At 70.3% G+C, this 18,819-nt stretch carries 21 protein-coding genes; 8 read left to right on the forward strand and 13 right to left on the reverse strand.

Going from position 1 to position 18,819, the window contains the following annotated elements; genetic code table 11:
- Positions 1 to 40: 40 nt before the first annotated feature.
- Positions 41 to 418 (reverse strand): hypothetical protein, encoded by a 378-nt coding sequence (locus ACSLTV_RS01035; RefSeq protein WP_435611452.1) that lies wholly within the window; start codon positions 416 to 418, stop codon positions 41 to 43.
- A gap of 633 nt (positions 419 to 1,051) precedes the next feature.
- Between ACSLTV_RS01035 and ACSLTV_RS01040 the strand changes: the two genes are divergently transcribed.
- Positions 1,052 to 2,437 (forward strand): serine hydrolase domain-containing protein, encoded by a 1,386-nt coding sequence (locus ACSLTV_RS01040; RefSeq protein WP_435611453.1) that lies wholly within the window; start codon positions 1,052 to 1,054, stop codon positions 2,435 to 2,437.
- Positions 2,438 to 2,545: 108 nt separating this feature from the next.
- On the opposite strand, the gene ACSLTV_RS01045 is transcribed toward ACSLTV_RS01040, so the two are convergent.
- Positions 2,546 to 2,998, reverse strand: a complete 453-nt coding sequence (locus ACSLTV_RS01045; protein ID WP_432136575.1) for an N-acetyltransferase family protein — start codon at positions 2,996 to 2,998, stop codon at positions 2,546 to 2,548.
- 9 nt (positions 2,999 to 3,007) lie between these two features.
- A complete protein-coding gene (locus ACSLTV_RS01050) occupies positions 3,008 to 3,472 on the reverse strand; it encodes a MarR family winged helix-turn-helix transcriptional regulator (protein ID WP_432136576.1) in 465 nt (154 codons plus the stop codon).
- 148 nt (positions 3,473 to 3,620) lie between these two features.
- Here ACSLTV_RS01050 and ACSLTV_RS01055 point away from each other — a divergent pair, with 148 nt between their 5' ends.
- Entirely contained in the window at positions 3,621 to 4,829 is a 1,209-nt protein-coding gene (locus tag ACSLTV_RS01055; protein WP_432156554.1) for an MFS transporter, read from the forward strand.
- An 86-nt stretch (positions 4,830 to 4,915) separates the two neighbouring features.
- On the opposite strand, the gene ACSLTV_RS01060 is transcribed toward ACSLTV_RS01055, so the two are convergent.
- The 6 genes from ACSLTV_RS01060 to ACSLTV_RS01085 form a co-directional block, all read right to left on the reverse strand.
- On the reverse strand, positions 4,916 to 5,782 hold the full coding sequence (locus ACSLTV_RS01060) for a GNAT family N-acetyltransferase (RefSeq protein ID WP_432156553.1): 867 nt from the start codon (positions 5,780 to 5,782) through the stop codon (positions 4,916 to 4,918).
- A 153-nt stretch (positions 5,783 to 5,935) separates the two neighbouring features.
- On the reverse strand, positions 5,936 to 6,418 hold the full coding sequence (locus ACSLTV_RS01065; protein WP_432136579.1) for an NUDIX domain-containing protein: 483 nt from the start codon (positions 6,416 to 6,418) through the stop codon (positions 5,936 to 5,938).
- 117 nt (positions 6,419 to 6,535) lie between these two features.
- Positions 6,536 to 7,441: a LysR family transcriptional regulator gene (locus ACSLTV_RS01070; protein WP_432136580.1), complete on the reverse strand. Its 906-nt coding sequence runs from the start codon at positions 7,439 to 7,441 to the stop codon at positions 6,536 to 6,538.
- A 223-nt stretch (positions 7,442 to 7,664) separates the two neighbouring features.
- A complete protein-coding gene (locus ACSLTV_RS01075) occupies positions 7,665 to 8,804 on the reverse strand; it encodes a cystathionine gamma-lyase (protein ID WP_432136581.1) in 1,140 nt (379 codons plus the stop codon).
- Positions 8,801 to 9,292 carry a low molecular weight protein-tyrosine-phosphatase gene (locus ACSLTV_RS01080; protein ID WP_432136582.1) on the reverse strand — a complete coding sequence of 164 codons (492 nt, stop codon included), beginning with the start codon at positions 9,290 to 9,292 and terminating at the stop codon, positions 8,801 to 8,803. Before ACSLTV_RS01080 ends, ACSLTV_RS01075 begins: the two co-directional genes overlap by 4 nt.
- A 3-nt stretch (positions 9,293 to 9,295) precedes the next feature.
- Positions 9,296 to 9,673: a phage holin family protein gene (locus tag ACSLTV_RS01085; protein ID WP_435611455.1), complete on the reverse strand. Its 378-nt coding sequence runs from the start codon at positions 9,671 to 9,673 to the stop codon at positions 9,296 to 9,298.
- A gap of 58 nt (positions 9,674 to 9,731) precedes the next feature.
- Here ACSLTV_RS01085 and ACSLTV_RS01090 point away from each other — a divergent pair, with 58 nt between their 5' ends.
- The 4 genes from ACSLTV_RS01090 (at position 9,732) to ACSLTV_RS01105 (ending at position 12,051) form a co-directional block, all read left to right on the forward strand.
- Positions 9,732 to 10,049, forward strand: a complete 318-nt coding sequence (locus tag ACSLTV_RS01090; protein WP_435611503.1) for a cupin domain-containing protein — start codon at positions 9,732 to 9,734, stop codon at positions 10,047 to 10,049.
- A 171-nt stretch (positions 10,050 to 10,220) separates the two neighbouring features.
- Positions 10,221 to 10,433 (forward strand): DUF5326 family protein, encoded by a 213-nt coding sequence (locus ACSLTV_RS01095; protein ID WP_435611456.1) that lies wholly within the window; start codon positions 10,221 to 10,223, stop codon positions 10,431 to 10,433.
- Between the two features lie 202 nt (positions 10,434 to 10,635).
- Complete coding sequence (locus ACSLTV_RS01100) at positions 10,636 to 11,499, forward strand: IclR family transcriptional regulator (protein ID WP_432156552.1); 864 nt, start codon at positions 10,636 to 10,638, stop codon at positions 11,497 to 11,499.
- A 105-nt stretch (positions 11,500 to 11,604) separates the two neighbouring features.
- On the forward strand, positions 11,605 to 12,051 hold the full coding sequence (locus tag ACSLTV_RS01105; protein WP_432136586.1) for an SsgA family sporulation/cell division regulator: 447 nt from the start codon (positions 11,605 to 11,607) through the stop codon (positions 12,049 to 12,051).
- Between the two features lie 235 nt (positions 12,052 to 12,286).
- On the opposite strand, the gene ACSLTV_RS01110 is transcribed toward ACSLTV_RS01105, so the two are convergent.
- Positions 12,287 to 13,504 (reverse strand): YibE/F family protein, encoded by a 1,218-nt coding sequence (locus ACSLTV_RS01110; RefSeq protein WP_435611457.1) that lies wholly within the window; start codon positions 13,502 to 13,504, stop codon positions 12,287 to 12,289.
- Positions 13,505 to 13,521: 17 nt separating this feature from the next.
- The gene (locus tag ACSLTV_RS01115) at positions 13,522 to 13,923 is read right to left on the reverse strand and encodes a hypothetical protein (RefSeq protein ID WP_435611458.1); all 402 of its coding nucleotides are present in this window, start codon (positions 13,921 to 13,923) and stop codon (positions 13,522 to 13,524) included.
- 467 nt (positions 13,924 to 14,390) lie between these two features.
- Between ACSLTV_RS01115 and thiC the strand changes: the two genes are divergently transcribed.
- Positions 14,391 to 16,175, forward strand: a complete 1,785-nt coding sequence (gene thiC / locus ACSLTV_RS01120; RefSeq protein WP_435611459.1) for a phosphomethylpyrimidine synthase ThiC — start codon at positions 14,391 to 14,393, stop codon at positions 16,173 to 16,175.
- 110 nt (positions 16,176 to 16,285) lie between these two features.
- Here thiC and ACSLTV_RS01125 read toward each other — a convergent pair whose 3' ends face one another.
- Complete coding sequence (locus ACSLTV_RS01125; RefSeq protein ID WP_432136589.1) at positions 16,286 to 16,672, reverse strand: VOC family protein; 387 nt, start codon at positions 16,670 to 16,672, stop codon at positions 16,286 to 16,288.
- A 202-nt stretch (positions 16,673 to 16,874) separates the two neighbouring features.
- Between ACSLTV_RS01125 and ACSLTV_RS01130 the strand changes: the two genes are divergently transcribed.
- Entirely contained in the window at positions 16,875 to 17,840 is a 966-nt protein-coding gene (locus tag ACSLTV_RS01130; protein ID WP_435611460.1) for a LysR family transcriptional regulator, read from the forward strand.
- A 43-nt stretch (positions 17,841 to 17,883) separates the two neighbouring features.
- Here the strand turns inward: ACSLTV_RS01130 and ACSLTV_RS01135 are convergent, their stop codons facing one another.
- Positions 17,884 to 18,765 carry a hypothetical protein gene (locus ACSLTV_RS01135; protein ID WP_432136591.1) on the reverse strand — a complete coding sequence of 294 codons (882 nt, stop codon included), beginning with the start codon at positions 18,763 to 18,765 and terminating at the stop codon, positions 17,884 to 17,886.
- Positions 18,766 to 18,819: the final 54 nt, after the last annotated feature.

An 18,819-nucleotide genomic window follows, 5' to 3' on the forward strand; every position in this document is an offset into this window, starting at 1 on the left:
TCGCACGTCTCAAGATGGTGCGGCGTCGTAAAACCGGAGTTCACTCCGGGTCGGAAAGGCGATGAAAGGCTCCGTCGAACTCGTCAGACGCAAGCAGCTCGGCGATCACGCCCACCATGCCTTGGATGCCAGGGTCCCGAACGATCAGCCCGTCCGAGCACCAGAAGCACCGGCCCCCTGCGGCTTCTCCGGTCCCCTCCCATCTCCTCATCAGCCGGTCCACCTCGGCGAGGGTGAAGATCGTCGCACTCCAGCGAGAGCCATCGGGAAGGTGAACCTCGACATCCACATTGCAGACCTCCTCGAGCACCTCGTCAGGGCTTGGGAGGAACAGGGCCTCGAACCCTTTGGCGAGGACACGGTAATAGGGGCCGTCCCATCCGGCTCCGGTCTGCAGTTCGCTCGTCGTGGTGGTCACAGCAGGAGCATCCCAGCAGTCCAGATGACGGTCCACAGGAATTGGACACCGCAGCGGCCGGCGCACAGACCGCCGCCATCATGGGCTCGTGACGACATGGATGCGCTGCTACTGGGACGAGGAAGACACCTGGTTCTACTTCGAGTCGACGCCGAAGGCTGGGTGATTCGGCAGGTGGAATCGAAGGGCCTGAGTTGGCCTCGGTCGCAACTGCCTCCCTCGCCGAGTGGCAGCGGGCCCGCGCGAAACCTCAGGCTCACGGACAGTCAATCGGTCGACGCCGGTATCCGTAGCGAACGCCTGAACCGCCTGAAGATAGGCCGCCTCAACCTCGCCGTGATCGCTGGTGGTGTCCTCCACGCCGGTGTAGTGCCCGTGGTCGTCACGGTGGGCGGGGGCGTACTTACTGACGCGAAAGACGTAGGAGAGTCGCACGCCGTCATCTTCCAGCGCCGCCCGTAGGAAGTGCCACGGATTTGAGACAGGGCATCGGTATGCGCTGTGGGACAGGATCGGAAGCCGCAGGTCAGCGCGTCACGATCTGACACGAGCCGCGAGACCCTGCATGCGCGAACCTGGCCGGCTCGGTGATACGGAGTCGACTCCTGGGCGCCCACGGGGTGGACTGGGGCCATGACGAGTTCTCAGGATGAGTTGCTTCCCGGCACGCGGCGGGCGTTGCTGCACCGGATCGCCGTTGCCCAGGCCCAGGGGCGGGCTCCTTCACTGGTAGCAGCGGTCGTGCGGGACGGCCGGGTCGTGTGGCACGGGGCTCGGACGTCGGTGGACGGGCACGGGCCGGACGAGAACGTGCAGTACCGGATCGGCTCGATCACCAAGACGTTCACCGCGGTGCTGGTGCTGCGGCTGCGCGACGAGGGGAGGCTCGATCTCGTCGATCCGCTGGAGAAGCACCTGCCGGGCACACCGGTGGGAGAGGCGAGCATCGCCGAACTCCTCGCCCACGCGGGCGGTCTGGCGGCCGAGACGCCCGGTCCCTGGTGGGAGCGGACGCCGGGCTCACTGCGCCCCGGCATCACGGATGTCCTCGGCGACCAGCCACTGCTCCATCCCGTGGGCCGGCGCCACCACTACTCCAACCCCGGTTACGCCCTGCTCGGAGCCCTGGTGGAGCGGCTGCGCGGCGCCCCGTGGGAGGAGGTACTGCGACGTGAGGTCCTTGATCCCTTGGGGCTCGGCCGCACGACCACGCGCCCCGAGGCACCCTACGCCGGAGGGTGGGCGGTGCACCCGTGGGCCGATGCGCTCCTTCCCGAACCGCTGGAGGAGTACGGCCCGATGGCTCCCGCCGGGCAGCTCTGGTCCACTACCGGTGACCTGGCCCGTTTCGCGGCCTTCCTGATGCGGGGCGACGACCGGGTGCTGAGCATGCAGACACTGCGGGAGATGAGGGCGCCGGCGGCTCCTGTTGAGCCCGCGGATGTCGTGGACGGCGTCTCGTACGGACTCGGTCTGCAGCTCCAGCACCGGGACGGCCGGTTTCTGGTGGGACACTCGGGGTCCGTGCCGGGCTTCCTGGCGAACCTCACCGTCTGCGTGGAGGACGATGTCGCGGCCGTCGTCCTGGCCAACTGCACCTCGGGGCCGCTGCTGTCGCTGCTCGGTGCCGATCTGATCCGTGTCGTCGCCGAGGCGGAGCCACGGATTCCCGAGCCCTGGCGCCCTCTGCGTGAGGTGGACGCGTCTGTGCTGGAGCTGGCCGGTCAGTGGTACTGGGGGACCAGTCCGTTCGCCCTGAGAGTGACGGCCGACGGGCTCGTCTCGCTGGCACCGCTCTCCGGCGGTGGCCGGCGCTCGCGCTTCCAGCCGAACGGCGACGGCACCTGGACGGGGCTCGAAGGCTACTTCGCCGGAGAGCTGCTGCGGGCGGTACGACGGCCGGACGGTGCGGTGGACCATCTGGACCTGGGGTCCTTCGTGTTCACACGTCAGCCGTACGACACGACCGCTGAGGTGCCCGGCGGGGTGGACGCCGAGGGCTGGCGGGGGGCCGTCTAGGGAGGGCCCGCGGCCGGACGACGCGCCAAGGAGCTGTTTCACGTGAAACAAGCGCACGAGACAGCTCCCTGCCCCACGACAGCCCCTCGGCGACGAAGCCCGGTGCCGTCACAGCTGTAGCTTGAATCCCACGTGGGAGGCGACGAAGCCCAGCCGCTCGTAGAAGCGATGGGCGTCCGGACGGGCGTTGTCCGAGGTCAGTTGCACCAACTGGCAGCCCGCGCGGCGGGATTCCTCGACCGCCCACTCGATGAACCGGGTCCCCAGTCCGCTGCCGCGCTCGTCGGCGTGTACCCGCACCCCCTCGATGATCGACCGGGTGGCGCCACGCCGGGACAGACCCGGGATGACGGTGAGTTGGAGCGTGCCGACCACGCGACCCTCCCGGACGGCGACGACCAGACGCTGATGGGGGTCGGACGTGATCCGCTCCATGGCCGCCAGGTAGGGCGCCAGGTCGTCGGGCGACTCGCGCTGTGCGCCGAGGGGGTCGTCCGCGAGCATCGCCACGATCGCGGAGACGTCGTCGGCGCCGGCGGGGCGTATACCAAGATCTCCCATGGCCGCACCCTATGCGGCGGCCGGTGCCGTCAGGGTCTCCACGGCTCGGACGAGAGGGGCCAGTTCGGGGTTCTTCGCCGCGTCGTCGAGGGCTTCCCGCAGAGCGGCGTCATGGGTGGGCCGGGCCCCGGCCAGAAGCCGCAGACCCGATTCGGTGACGTTGGTGTAGATACCGCGCCGGTCGGTGGGGCAGAGGTAGCGCTCCAGCAGGCCGCGGTCCTCCAGCCGGGTGACGAGCCGGGTGGTGGCGCTCTGACTCAGCACCACCGCGTCGGCCACCTGCTTCATCTGCAGGTGGCCCCCGTCGCCGTCGTGCTGTCGGCTCAGGACGTCGAGCAGGGAGTACTCCCGCACGCTCAGGTCGTGCCGGACCTGCAGCGCCCGTTCGATGTGGGCCTCGATCCTGCCGTGCAGCAGGGAGAGGGCGCACCAGCCCTGGGAGAGGGCGGTCAGTGCGGGGTCCGTCGCAGTCATGGCGTTCTCCTCCGTCCCGGAGCGGCTGTGTCCCAGGGTAGAGGACGTTCGCAATAGCCCGCGCTTGCAATTAAAGCGCGTCTGCAATTAATGTCGGAGGCCAGATAGGCGCACGAGCAATCAATCCTCCGGAAGGGGAGCCTCCGTCATGCCTCTCGCGCTTCTGGCCCTCGCGATCGGGGCCTTCGGAATCGGCACCACCGAGTTCGTGATCATGGGACTGCTGCCCGAGGTGGCGGACGACTTCGGGGTCTCCATCCCCACGGCCGGCTTCCTGGTGACCGGTTACGCCCTGGGCGTGATGTTCGGCGCCCCGCTCATGACCGCTCTCGGCACCAGGGTGCCCCGCAAGCGGATGCTGATGCTGCTGATGGGCCTCTTCATCGCCGGGAACCTGCTCTCTGCCGTCGCCCCCGTCTTCTCGGTGATGCTGACCGGCCGCGTCGTGGCCTCGCTCGCGCACGGTGCGTTCTTCGGCATCGGCTCGGTCGTCGCGGCAGACCTGGTGGCACCGGACAGGAAGGCCGGTGCCATCGCGATGATGTTCACCGGACTGACCGTCGCCAACGTCATCGGCGTTCCGCTCGGCACTCTCGTCGGCCAGAGCGTCGGCTGGCGCGTCACCTTCGGTGTCGTCGCCACCCTCGGTGTGGTGGGCCTCGCGGGCATCGCCAGGTGGGTTCCGGAACTGCCGGAGCCCGAAGGCGTGCGGCTGCGCCACGAACTCGCGGCGTTGAAGAACCCGCAGGTGCTCCTCGCCATGGCGATGACCGTCCTCGGCTTCGGCGGAGTCTTCGCGGCCATCACCTACATCGCGCCCATGATGACCCATGCCGCAGGGTTCGCCGACAGTTCCGTCACCTGGCTGCTGGTCCTCTTCGGCCTCGGCATGGTCGGCGGCAACCTCGTCGGGGGCAGGTACGCCGACCGCTCCCTGATGCCGTTGCTGTACGTCTCTCTGGGCGCACTGGCGGTCGTTCTGGCTCTGTTCACGCTCACCGCGCAGCACAAGGCGCTCGCGGCCGTGACGATCGTCCTGATCGGAGCGCTGGGCTTCGCCGCCGTGCCCCCGCTGCAGAAGCGGGTCCTCGACCAGGCGCACGGCGCCCCGACGCTCGCGTCGGCCGTGAACATCGGGGCCTTCAACCTGGGCAACGCGCTCTCGGCCTGGCTCGGCGGTCTCGTCATCGCCGCCGGTCTCGGCTACACCGCGCCCAACTGGGTCGGGGCCGCCCTCGCCGGGTCCGCGCTGCTGCTCGCCTTCGTCTCCTCAGCCCTCGAACGCCGGGAGAGCGGGCCGAGTGCCGTGGTCGCCGGTTCCCTCACCGCTGAGGAACGCGTGGCCGCCGGGAGGTGATCCGTCGCTGGGAGCGGCCGGGGCAGTCGCCCGGAACGCTGCCGACTCGGCCGGGCCGCCGTCGACCGGAAGGGACCGGGCCCTGCTCAACCTGCCGCGACCGTCAGCGGGGCGAACCGCCGGCTCCAGTCGCCGGGCAGCTCCGGTACGCCGTAGGTCATCACGGCGTTGAAGGCGACCGTGCTGAGCCCACGCTCCTTCACCCAGGCCAGCAGTTCCTCGTGACGTACGTCGATGTCGGTGCGCAACGGCCGGTCGGTCCGGGCGGCGAGGGAGGCCACCAGGGCCTTCGCCGTCTCCGTGTCCCGGGCGACCAGCGGGCCGACTACATGGGTCTCCATGTTCGGCCAGAGCGCCGCGTAGCCGATGACCCGGCCGTCGTCCTCAGCGACCCGCAGCTCGTCGGCGAAGGCAGGCAGCCGGGTGATCATGTGGGTGCGATAGGTGCCGAAGACCTCTTCGTCGAGGCGGAGAATGGCGGTGAGGTCTTCGGCCGTCGCCGCTCGTGTGGCCGTCCCGGGCCGCTCGTCACCGGACGCGAAGTGACCGCGCACCATCTCGGCGCGTCCGGTCGTCTTGAAGCCCAGCTCCTCGTAGAGGGGCCGGCCGTTCGGCGTGGCGTGGAGGGTCAGCGGGGTCGTGTCCAAGGAGGAGACGACATGGCGCATCAGCTGCCGTCCGACGCCCTGTCGTGCATACCGCTCGGCGACCAGGACCATGCCGATGGCCGCCAGGTCGGGGCGCTCCTGCGGGCCGTACCTGGTGACGATGCAGGCGGCCATGAGCCCACCGTCGGGTGCGTCGATCCCGTACCCCTGGCCGGCCGTGAGGAGAAGGCCCCACTTGTGTTCCTCGCGCGGCCACCCCCGATTCTCGGACAAGTCGGCGCAGGCGGTGAGATCGCGGAAGGTCAGTCGACGGATGGGGTGAGCGGCGGGGGAAGGAGTCGGCACGCAGGTCAGGCTGTCCGAACAGGGGGCTCCGCGTCCACCTGTTTCCACTGAGAGACATGTGCTTTTGGCCATGCCGTCGCCCGGTGCACAGTGCCCGGCAAGGTCGCCGTCGTTTCACGTGAAACTACGGCTAGAACCCTCCGCGAGGGTGCCTCACCCGAGATCGGGCGCGTGCATGGCGCGGACACCCTCGATGTTCCCGTCCAGGTAGTGCCGCAGTGACAGGGGGACGAGGTGCACGGAGGCGATGCCGACGCGTGTGAACGGCACGCGGACGATCTCGTACTCCCCGGCCGGTTCCTCGATCTCGGGCCCGTGTCGCTGGGCTGGATCCATGGACTCCAGTCGGCAGACGAAGAAGTGCTGGACTTTCACGCCGGTGGCTCCGCCGTCGTCACCGATGTGCTCGACCGTGTCGACGAAACAGGGCACCACGTCGGTGATCTTGGCGCCGAGCTCCTCGTGCACCTCGCGGTGCAGAGCGTCGATGACGGTCGGATCCTCGGGCTCCACCCCGCCGCCGGGGGTGACCCAGTACGGATCGACACCCGGTTTGGTGCGCTTGATCAGGATGAGGTCGTCGCCGTCCAGCAGAACAGCACGGGCGGTGCGCTTGACCACGGGTCGGACGGTCATGGGAGAAATGTGGCCCAGCCTGTTCCACGTGAAACATGCGCGCCGGTTTCACGTGAAACCTGGCGAACCGTAGCCAAATGAGCTCCGCCAGCGACCAGGCCTGGCGTGGTCGGGGCGTCAGCTCCACTCCGTGGCCGTCTGCAGCAGCCATTCATGAGCCCGGGCGATGTGCGGCATCCCCAGAGTGCCGGCGCGTACCACCAGGAAGTACGTCCGCAGGGGCGGCACCGCCGGCTCGTACAGGGGGACGACGTCGCCGCGTTCCCTGGCGGACGCGCACAGGTAGCGGGGCAGGACCGCCAGCCCGGCGCCCGCGCTCACGCAGCCGAGGACCGCACGCAGATCCGGGACGATGACGGTGCCGGAGGCGACGGGACGGGAGTCGAAGACGGACGCCCAGTAGCGGGAGACGAACGGCAGCGACTCGTGAACCTCGACCACGGGGCACTGCTCCAGGTCTGCCGGATCCCGACGCGATGGTTGTCCTCGTCCGACCCGTTCCGCCCACTGCGGCGAGGCGACCAGCACATGCTCCTCGTCGCACAGCGGTGTCGCCGTGAACAGGGCACCGCGCGGGCGGGCGGTGCTGATGGCCAGGTCGTGGTGGCCGGCGGCCAGACCCTCCAGGACCTCCTCGGCGTGACCGAAGGAAACGCGCACGGCGAGCGCCGTGCCGTCCTTCCCGGCGAGGCCGGTGAGCGCGGGAAGAGCCTGCTCGGCGGTGAACTCCGGGGGGCCGGCCAGATGCAGGGTGCGGGACGCGGACTCGTCACCGGGGCCCACCTCGGCGATCTCGGCCAGGGCGTCGAGATGCGGCGCGGCTCGGTGGGCGAGTTCGTCCCCGATGGTCGTCGGGGTCACTCCGCGTGCCCTCCGCAGGAAGAGAGGTCGCCCCAGCTGCCGTTCGAGCGTGCGTATCTGCGAGGTGACGGCCGGCTGCGACAGCCCCAGCAGGGCGGCGGCGCGGGTGAAGGAACCTGCCCTGTGCACGGCCACGAACGTGCGCAGCAAGGCCAGGTCCATCGCACGCCCCTTCCCCTGCCCCCTCCGCCCCCGAGGCAGGGCCCAACTATAAATAAGTCGATAGGTCTCTGTCGTCAGAGTGATTGGACACTGACACTGAGTCAACTAGCCTTGTCGACGCGGTTCTTCGCGCGCAGAACCGGGGACGGTCCGAGCCACGAGGGGGGAGGCTCGGACCGTCCGTCAGAGTCGGGGGCACCCGTCCGAAGCGCCGACAGGCCCGTCAATCCGCCGATTCCTCCAGCGCGCGCAGTACATCCGCCACCAGGTCCGCGGGGTCCTCGGCACCGACCGACAGGCGGATGAAGCCCTCCGGCACCGCGTCGCCGCCCCAGCGACCGCGCCGTTCGGCGGTGGAGCGCACACCACCGAAACTCGTCGCGTCGTCCACCAGCCGCAGCGCGTCCAGGAACCGCTCCGCACGCGCGCGGGTGGGCAGCGCGAAGGACACCACGCACCCGAAGCGGCGCATCTGCGAAGCCGCGACCTTGTGCGCGGGGTCGTCCGCCAGCCCGGGATAGCGCAGGCCGCTCACCTCGGGACGCTCCCGCAGGGCCCGCGCGAGGGTCAGCGCGGTGGTGTTCTGCCGGTCGACCCGCAGTTGCAGCGTGGCGATCGAGCGGTGGGCGAGCCATGCCTCCATCGGTCCGGGAATCGCCCCCGCGATCTTGCGCCAGCGCCGTACGGCCGTCATAGGTTCGCCCGCGCGCCCCGCGACGTAGCCGAGCAGGATGTCGCCGTGCCCGGTGAGCTGCTTGGTGCCGCTGGCCACCGAGAAGTCCGCGCCGAGGTCCATCGGGCGCTGCCCGAGCGGTGTGGCGAGGGTGTTGTCGACGGCGACGAGTGCGCCGCGCGCGTGTGCCGCCTCCACCAGCCGGCGGATGTCGCACACGTCCAGCCCCGGGTTGGACGGGGACTCGATCCACAGCAGCCGCGCACCGTCCAGCAGGTCGAGCTGGGCGTCCCCGCCCGTCGGCGCGGTGCGCACCTCGATGCCGTACGCCTCCAGCTGGGCGCGCACCAGCGGCAGCACCTGGTAACCGTCACTGGGCAGGACGACCGTGTCTCCGGCGCGCAGCTGCGAGAAGAGCACCGCCGAGATCGCGGCCATGCCGGACGCGAACACGAGGGTCTCCACCTCGTCGCGACCGGGCGCCTCCAGCTCGCCGATGGCCTGCTCCAGGCGGGTCCAGGTCGGGTTCTCGTCACGGCCGTAGGTGTAGGGGCCGGTCGGCTCGCCCGGCAGGTGGTAGTGGGCCGCGAACACCGGCCCGGGTAGCGTCGGTTCGTATTTCACCGGGTCGGGCAGCCCGGCGCGCACCGCGCGCGTGCCGTCCCCCGTACCGCGGTCATGGTCGTTCATGCCGCCCGGCCTCCCGCTTCGTCGCGTACGGCGGCGAGCAATCCGGTGCTCGCCGCCTCCACCATCTCCAGGCACTCCTCGAACCCTTCCATGCCCCCGTAGTAGGGGTCGGGTACGTCCAGGTCGTCGGGCGCGGGCCGGGCGTAGGAGCGCAGCAGGCGCACCTTGCCCGCGTCCTCCTCGGTGGGAGCCAGACGGCGCAGCGCCCGGAGGTGACCGGAGTCCAGGGCGATCACGAGGTCGAGCCGGGCGAACCACTCGGGCCGGAACTGCCGTGCCGTGTGACCCGCGGCGTAGCCGTGCTCCTCCAGGACGGAGACGGTGCGCGGGTCGGCGCCGTCGCCCTCGTGCCAGCCGCCCGTGCCGGCGCTGTCGACCTCGATCAGGTCGTCGAGTCCGGCCTCGGCCACGCGCGCGCGGAAGACGGACTCGGCCATCGGGGAACGGCAGATGTTTCCGGTGCAGACGAAACAGACGCGGTAGGTCATCGCTCAGTCCCCGTCGGGCAGGAACATGTCGAGCGCCCAGGAGACGACCGAGACGATCAACGCGCCGACGACCGCCGTCCAGAAGCCGTCGACATGGAAGCTCAGGTCGAGCTTGTCGGCGAGCCACGAGGTGAGCAGCAGCATCAGCGCGTTCACCACCAGGGTGATCAGGCCGAGCGTGAGGATGAACAGGGGGAAGGTGAGCACCTTCACGATCGGCTTGACAATGGAGTTCACCAGCCCGAAGAGCAGGGCTACGAGAAGCAGGGTGCCGACCTTCTTGCCCGTGCTGTCACCGGTCAGGGTGATCTTGGCGAGCAGCCAGACGGCGACCGCCAGGGCGCCCGCGTTGGCGATCGTCTTGACTACGAAATTCTTCATGTGTCTGATCGTGGCAGAGAGATCGTACAAGAGCACCGGGCGAGGGCGGACGAACCAGATGAAGGCATTCCGGCTGGACGAACTGGAAGCGGAGCGGGCCGCCCATGACGGCGCCTACCTGCAGTTTCTACGCGAACGCAACATGTCCGTCGGGTTGTACGCGCTCGACGCCGGCGGCCACGACCCGCAGAACCCGCACCAGCAGGACGAGGTGTACTTCGTCGTGTCCGGCCGGGCCTCCCTCACCGTCGGACGGGAGACCACGCAGGTGGCCCGCGGCAGCGTGGTGTACGTGCCTGCGGGAGTCGCCCACAAGTTCCACCACATCAGCGAGGATCTGCGGGTCCTGGTGGTGTTCTCTCCGCCCGAAGCCTGATCCGGCGCCTCAGGGTTCCCTAGGGGATCGGTCAGGGGAGGACAAGGGACGCGAGGCCCCCGCCGGGCCGCCCGCCCCCCTAGCATCGAAAGCGACATCAGGAGGATCCGGCACCGGGCCGGGTCCGAGGGCACCCGGCACAACGACGGGCGAGAGGTAAGGACGAGGGCGATGCGTGAGATCTTCGCGGGACTGCCGTGGTGGGTGAAGTGGGTCGCGGTGCCGGTCATCGCCCTGGTCGTGTTCGGCGGGCTGATAGCCAGCGTGGTCGGCTTCGTCATCGGGCTGCTGTTCAAGGTTCTGGTCTTCGTCGCCCTGGTCGGTGGACTCGTCTACGTTGTACGGAAGTTCAAGGCGAGCTCCTCGTCGCGCGGCGACTGGTGAGCGGTCCGGGAGCCGGTGAGCGGTAACAGGAATCGCCGGTTCCCTCGGGCGAGGGAAGTTTTGCGGACAGCCCGGCTGCAAGCGGTGGCGCAGGGTTAGAGTCCGGAACTCGCCGCGGGGACCACCCGCGAGCGGCGCACACCCGCCCACCCTCCCGTGTTTCCCCGGCACGGCCCGCCCCCTCGCGCTTCGGGAGTGACCCTTGGCCACGGCTGACACCGCATCCGCAGAGCCGTACGCGCCCCCCAGGCGGCCGCGCTCCTCCGCACCCCCGCTCCAGCGGCCGCCGAGCCCGGCGATCCATGACCGACCGCACTCCGCGACCACCCTCATCGGGTCCGTGCAGCGGGCGATGCGCCTGCTGGAGGCCGTCGCCGAGCACGAGTGCGGAGCCCCGGCCAAGCAACTGGCCCGCGAGACCGGCCTCGCGCTGCCCACCGCCTACCACCTGCTGCGCACCCTCGTCCACGAGGGATATCTGCGGCGGGACCGGGGACTGTTCTTCCTCGGCGAGGCGGCCGAGCGCCTGAGCAGCACAGGAGCCGCGCAGAAACGTCGCAGCACGGTCGTCGACACGCTCGCGCAATGGCGGGACACCCTCGGGGTCCCCGTCTACTACGCCATGTACCGCGACGGTGAGATCGAGGTCATGTGCGTCTCCGACACCCCCGGCAACCCCGCCGTCGAGGAGTGGGCGGACTTCCGGGAGACCGGCCACGCGCACGCCATCGGCCAGTGCCTGCTGGCGCAGATCGACGAGGACGCCCGCCGGGACCACCTCGCCCGATACCCGGTCCAGTCGATCACCCCGTACACCGTGCCCGACGACTGCGCGCTACTGCGTCGGCTGGAGCGGATGCGACGTATGGAGCCGGTGTTCGAGCGGCAGGAGTACGCGCTGGGCACGGTGTGCGCCGCCATCCCGCTCACCATCGGCACCACGGCGGCGACGATGGCGCTGTCCCTGCCCGCCCACCAGGCCGACCGGCTGGTACCCGCGGCGCAGCGGCTGCAGAGCGAGGTCGGGCGGCTGCTGGGATCGCTGGCGATCTCTATCAGTATCTGAAAACTCACTCCTTGTGATCTGTCGTGCACGTTCAGCAAGATGCCTGGGTGTCAGGGGTAGATTCCCGGCCAGTGGACAACACATGACGGGGTAAGGCGATACGCGATGCGCGAGTCCGTACAAGCGGTACAGGCAGAGGTCATGATGAGCTTCCTCGTCTCCGAGGAGCTCTCGTTCCGCATCCCGGTGGAGCTGTACTACGAGGCCACGGATCCCTATGCGGTGCGGCTCACCTTCCATCTGCCCGGGGACGCGCCGGTGACCTGGGCCTTCGCGCGGGAACTGTTGATCGACGGGGTGGGTCGGCCGTGTGGCGAGGGCGATGTCCGGATCTCGCCCGTGGACGCCGACCTGCTCGGTGAGGTGCTGATCCGCCTTCAGGTGGGCATCGACCAGGCGCTGTTCCGCGCGTCGGTGGCGCCCCTCGTGGGGTTCCTCGACCGCACCGACAAGTTGGTGCCGCTCGGCCAGGAGAACGCGCTCGCCGACTTCGACACCCATCTCGACGAGGCGCTGGGCCGGATCCTGGCAGAGGAGCAGAACGCCGGCTGAGGCATCCCGGCAGACGGACCAGGCGGAACGCTTCCGTAGAGGTGAGGAGGCGCAGGAACGCTTCTCCTCGGCGCTTCCGGCGCGAACGGAACCGGAACCGGACGGCCTGGACGCCCCGGACGGGTGGACGACAGGACGGCGGTACGGCGGACGAGGGGGTGCGGCGGACGAGGGGGGTGCGGGACCGCCCGGCCCCCGCCCCCGCCCCGCCCCGAGACTGGAGCGCCGCCCGTCGTCAGCGCTTGCGCCGGCGCCCGCGCCCGCCCCGGAGCGGGGCCGCACCGTCGCCCACCATGACCGGCGCCCCGGCCGCCGGGCGCTGTTCCGGGCGGTCGGCAGAGACGACGAGGGCGGCCAGCGCCGTGGTCACCGGCACCGACGCGACCAGACCGATCGACCCCACCAGAGTCCGCACGATCTCCTCCGCCACCAGCTCGCTGTTGGCGACCGTCCCCACACTGCTCTGCGCGATCGAGAACAGCAGGAGGAGCGGCAGCGCGGCGCCCGCGTAGGCCAGAACCAGCGTGTTCACCACCGACGCGATGTGGTCCCGGCCGATACGGATGCCCGCCCGGTACAGCCCGCGCCGGCCCAGCGCCGGGTTCGCCTCGTGCAGCTCCCAGACCGCCGAGGTCTGTGTCACCGTCACGTCGTCGAGGACACCGAGCGACCCGATGATGATGCCCGCGAGCAGCAGACCGCTCATGTCGATCGACGGGTAAAGGCCGTGGATCAGACCGGTGTTGTCGTCGGTGTTGCCGGTCAGGGCGGCCCAGCCGTTGAACAGGGAACCGAGCACACCGATCAGCAGCAGCGAGACCAGCGTGCCGAGCACGGCCACGGACGTACGGGCCGACAGACCGTGACAGAGATAGAGGGCGATCAGCATGATGACGCTCGCCCCCACGACCGCCACGACCAGCGGGTTGGAGCCCTGCAGGATCGCGGGGAGGATGAAGAAGTTCAGCACCAGGAAGCTGATGGCCAGTGAGACCAGCGCCATCACACCCCGCAACCGCCCGACGACCACGACGGCGAGCGCGAAGATCCCGGCCAGCAACGCCAGCGGCAGGCGGCGGTTGATGTCGGCAACGGAGTACTGCAGGTCCTTGGGCGCGGCGGGCTCGTAGGCGACCACGACCTTCTGGCCCTCGTGCAACTGGCGGGACTGGTCCGGCTGCACGATCTCGGTGAAGGTACGGCCCTTGTCCTTGCCGGTATCGACCCGAATCGTCGCCTTCTTGCACGCGCCGCTCGCCTGCTGCTGCGCGGAGGAGCCCTCGGCCGTGGAGGTGTCCCCGGTCGGAGTGCCCGCAGAGCCGTTGACGTCCTGGCAGCTCAGCTTGACGACCTCGGTCACCGTGGCGTGCTGCGTCTGGCGGTCGAAGCCGACGCCGGTCCGCTCGTGCGCCGGGGCGCCGCCGGGCCACAGCACCGCCAGGCCGATGGCCACGACAGCTGCGAACGGGATCAGAACGGCGGCGATGACCTTGCGCAGGTGTTGGGAGACGGGAGCCGCCGGTCCGTGACTGTGGCTGTGCCCGTGCGAGTGACCGTGGCCGGGGTCGGATCCGTGCCCGGGCCCAGAGCCGTGCCCCGGTCCAGAGCGCTGACCCGGGCCCGAACCGCGCGAGGCTCCCGGGCCCCGCGCTTGATCTCGGACGGGTCCGTCGCCGAGTACGGACGCGGGCCCACCGGGCCGCTGTTCATGGCCGCCGTGCCCGCCGTGCCCGCCGTGCCCGCCGTGCCCGCCGTGCCCGCCGTGCCCGCCGTGCCCGCCGTGCCCGCCGTGCCCGCCGTGCCCGCCGTGCCCGCCGTGCCCGCCGTGCCCGCCGTGCCCGTCGTGCCCGTCGTGACCTGCGTGGTCGTCATACCCGCCCGGACCGTCACACCCACCGGGGCCACCATTGCCGCCGCCGTGGCCCCCGCGACCGCCGTGGCCCCCGCGGCCCCCGTTTTCCGCACCGGCCGGAGCGGGACCCTGTCCGCCGGAGAAGTCGTGCCCGTCCCCGAAACCGAGACGGGGGCCAGGGTTGGCGGGGGTGCCGCCGCTGGTCCCGCCGGCCGGTTCGCGGGGCGGTTCGGGGGGCGGGTACGGGGGGCGGTGTGTCGTGGTCACCGACCGATCATCGCAAGAACGGCAGAGGCCCACTGTTCACCGCGCCACAAATGACGCTAGCGTGGAGGCACCTTTGCACACGCGGGAGCTCGGAGCACCGGGCTGAGAGGGCGCTGACCTCCGTCTTCGCGATGTTTCACGTGGAACATCGGCAGACGGCGAACGCTGCGTCGACCGCCGAACCTGTTACCGGGTAATGCCGGCGTAGGGAGTAGGTCTCATGACCAACAAGGACGCACGCACGCCTGCCTCCGTTCAGGACGAGACGTCCCAGGAGGCCGGGAAGTCCATCGGCTGGCACAAGGCGTACGTCGAGGGCGGACGCCCCGACCTTCGAGTGCCGGTCCGTCAGGTGCATCTCACCAACGGGCAGTCGGTCACGCTGTACGACACATCGGGCCCGTACACCGATCCACTCGTCGAGACAGACGTCCGCAGGGGGCTGGCGCCGCTGCGGGAAAACTGGATCATCGCCCGCGGCGACACCGAGGAGTACGCGGGCCGCCCCGTCCGTCCGGAGGACGACGGGATCAAGCACACCTCGCCGCGTGGCGGGCTGCGCAACCTCGACGCGGTGTTCCCTGGTCGGCCCCGGCTGCCGCGCCGCGGCCGGGACGGAGCCGCGGTCACGCAGCTGGCGTACGCGCGTCGGGGCGAGATCACTCCGGAGATGGAGTTCGCAGCCATCAGGGAGAACGTTTCTCCCGAGGTGGTGCGCGAGGAGATCGCGGCGGGCCGGGCGGTGTTGCCCGCGAACGTCAACCACCCGGAGATCGAGCCGATGATCATCGGTAAGCGGTTCCTGGTGAAGGTCAACGCGAACATCGGCAACTCGGCGGTGACGTCCTCCATCGAGGAGGAGGTCGAGAAGATGACCTGGGCGACCCGCTGGGGTGCCGACACCGTCATGGACCTGTCCACCGGACGCAACATCCACACCACCCGCGAGTGGGTGCTGCGCAACTCTCCCGTGCCCATCGGCACGGTGCCGCTCTACCAGGCGCTGGAGAAGGTCGACGGCCGCGCCGAGGAGCTGACCTGGGAGATCTACAAGGACACGGTCATCGAGCAGGCCGAGCAGGGCGTGGACTACATGACGGTCCACGCGGGCGTGCGTCTGCCGTACGTACCGCTGACGGCCAACCGCAAGACGGGCATCGTCTCGCGTGGCGGATCGATCATGGCGGCCTGGTGCCTGGCGCACCACAAGGAGAGCTTCCTCTACGAGAACTTCGAGGAACTGTGCGAGATCCTCGCCGCCTACGACGTCACGTACTCGCTGGGCGACGGCCTGCGGCCGGGGTCCATCGCGGACGCCAACGACGAGGCGCAGTTCGCGGAGTTGCGCACGCTCGGGGAACTCAACCGGATCGCCAAGCGTTTCAACGTACAGACCATGATCGAGGGGCCGGGACACGTCCCGATGCACAAGATCAAGGAGAACATCGACCTTCAGCAGGAGATCTGTGATGAGGCTCCGTTCTATACGCTCGGCCCGCTGACGACGGACGTCGCACCGGCCTACGACCACATCACCTCCGGGATCGGTGCGGCGATGATCGCCTGGTGGGGTACGGCCATGCTCTGCTACGTCACGCCCAAGGAGCACCTGGGCCTGCCCAACCGGGACGACGTCAAGACCGGTGTCATCACCTACAAGATCGCCGCCCACGCGGCCGATCTCGCCAAGGGGCACCCGGGTGCGCAGGAGTGGGACGACGCGCTGTCCGACGCCCGGTTCGAGTTCCGCTGGGAGGACCAGTTCAACCTGGCCCTCGACCCGGACACAGCACGGGAGTTCCATGACGAGACGCTGCCGGCCGAACCCGCCAAGACGGCCCACTTCTGCTCGATGTGCGGGCCCAAGTTCTGTTCGATGAAGATCTCCCAGGACATCCGCCGCGAGCATGGTGGCAGCCGGAGTGAGGTCGAGGCGGGGATGGCTCAGAAGTCGAAGGAGTTCGCGGCCGCCGGTAACCGGGTGTACCTGCCGATCGCGGACTGACCTCCGCCGCGGGGCGCATCGCGCCGCGGGTCTCCGGTCCGGGGTGCCGCCGTCCCCGGGCCGGGCCGGGGCCGCGGCGGGGCCCCGGTTCCGGAGGGGCGTGGGTGGCGTCAGGAGGTCGCGTCCTGGGGGTACCAGCGCAGTTCGATGATGTTGGCGTCGGGGTCGCGGACGTAGAGGGAGGTGGCGGTGCCGCGAGCGCCGAAGCGGGGGCCGGGGCCCTCGACGACGTCGAAGGTGCCGGAGGCGATGACCTCGTCCCAGTCCACGGGGTCCACGGTGAGACAGATGTGGTCGACGTTGGACTCGCCGCGGGGCCGGCTGACCAGGTCGATGATGGTCTCCGCGGTGATCCGGACCGACGGGAAGGGTGCCTTGCCGGCCCGCCACTCGGCCACCCGGACCGGCTCCAGGCCGAGTGGGCCGGTGTAGAAGGCCAGGGCGCGTTCGACGTCGGCGACGTTGAGGACCAGGTGGTCGAAAGCCTTCACACGCATGGGAGGGCCGCCTTTCGGGAGGTGGTCGTCACGGGGTGGACGCCTTCCACGATCGTCTGTGGGCAGGGCACCATCAAGGCGGAATCCGAGCGCGGTCGTTGAGCCGGATTCAACGCCGAAGGCCGAAGGGCCGGGTGCAACGCCGGGTTGAACGCCGGATCCTCGGCGGGCCGGACCAGAGACGGGGGATGAGAGCAAAGCCGTGTGGGAACGAGGCGAGATCGAGATCTTCCTGACGCTCGCAGAGGAACTGCACTTCGGCCGCACCGCCGAGCGGCTGCGGTTGACGACCGGGCGGGTCAGTCAGGTGATCAGAAAGCTGGAGCGCAGGGTCGGGGGACCATTGTTCGAACGCACCAGTCGTACTGTTCGGATCACCCCGGTCGGACGACGGCTGGCCGACGACCTGGCACCCCTGGTCACGGCCATGCAGGAGGCGGTGACCCGGGCCGCCGACGCCAGCCGCGGGATCACCGGCGAACTGCGGGTCGCGTTCCTCGGTGAGTGGACGGCGCCGGCCCTGCTTGCGGCCGTCGCCCTGTTCGGCGAGCGGCACCCCGACTGCCGGGTCGACATACGGGAGGTGCACCTGTCCAACTCGCGCGCGAGCCTGGTGGACGGTTCGGTCGACCTGCTGCTCGCCTCGTATCCGTTCGACGGGATGGCCTGTGGGCCCGCGCTGCTGCGGGAGGCGCGGGTGCTGGCCGTCGCGGCAGGCCACCCGCTGGCCGGTGCCGAATCGGTGTCACTCGAAGTGCTTGCGGACCACCCGGTGGTGCAGTACCCGGCCGTCACTTCCGAGGGGTTCAAGCGGGACCGTACGCCCGACCGCACTCCGTCGGGCAGACCGGTGCCCAAGGGGCCGGTGGGCGGGTCGTTCTCCGAGATGCTCACGCTCGTCGCGCTGGGCCGGGGCGTCCTGCCGGTCGGTGAGCACAGCCGCCGGTACTACCCCCGGCCCGACATCGTCTACGTGCCGGTACGGGACGCACCACCGATCGAACGGGGGCTCATCTGGGCCCCGGGCAACGCGACGGAACGCGTCCGGGCGTTCGTCCGCGCCGCGAGCGACGCGGCACGCGGGAAGAGCGGGTCGGCCGGTGCTGGGCCCGAACCGGCGGGAGCCGGAGCGGGCACAGAAACCGGCGTCGGTGCGCGCACGCCGTAGGGCACGCTCCGGAGCAGGAGGGCGGGGCCCGTCCTCGGCGCCGTCACTCCGGTTGGTTCTCCGGCCCGCCGAACTCCGGACTCGTGTAGTCGGGGCTGCTGAAGCGCGGGCGGGAGCTCCGGGTGGAGCCGTCGTCAGGGCTGGAGAAGCCGGGACGGTCGTAACCGATCTTCGGGAGGCGGCCGGTGGAGGCCGGCGGTCCGAGGTGGGGCAGGGCAGCCGCCGTGTCCGGGTCGGCGAGTGCCTCGCGCAGGAAGGGCAGGACGCCGCGTGTCAGCAGGGCTTCGCGCCAGGCATCCCGCGCCCGGTCGACCTCCGCGCTCAGCGCGCGGTACGACTCCGCTTCCAGCGACGGCCGGTTGCGCAGGGCGGTGAGCAGCAGGCCCACGGTGGCGACGAGGATCGCGACCGCCGTGATCGCGCCGAACGCCCAGCCCGCCGTGAGCAGGGTGTCCGCGACGGCCGGCCGGGGGTCGAGCATCCGCAGGACGTACCCGACGAGCAGGAAGATCACCGCGGCGGTCCCGGCGAGTACCGGGGTCAGCACGGCGGCGACCGCGACGGCGCCCGCACCCGCCGCCTCGGCGGCGTCTCCCATGGTGGCGGCCAGTCCGATCGTGCCTCCGCCCGGTTCTCCCCGGCCGGCGTCGTGGGCGGCGGAGGCGGTGGTGGGCGTGCGGGCCGGCGTCGGCTGGCGCAGTTCCTCGCGGAGCTTGACGTAGTGCTGGTACTCGGTCGCCGCGGCCGCCGCTATGAGGGCGGTGGCGTTGAGCGCCATGGTGCGCAGTTGCTCGGGGTTGAGCCGCCGGCCTCCGGCGGCCGGTTCCGGATGGTGTGGTGCGGAGCGCAGCGCCTCGTCGAGGAGCCGCTCGTACTCCGGGCGGTCCTCGTTGTGCAGGTGCTGCGGAACGCTGTTCATGTGCATCCCCCGATGCTCCGTAGGGCTTGGGGCTCGCATGCCAACGAGCCGTCGGGCAGA

The sequence above is a fragment of the Streptomyces sp. bgisy159 genome (assembly GCF_965341775.1).
Lineage (GTDB): Bacteria > Actinomycetota > Actinomycetes > Streptomycetales > Streptomycetaceae > Streptomyces.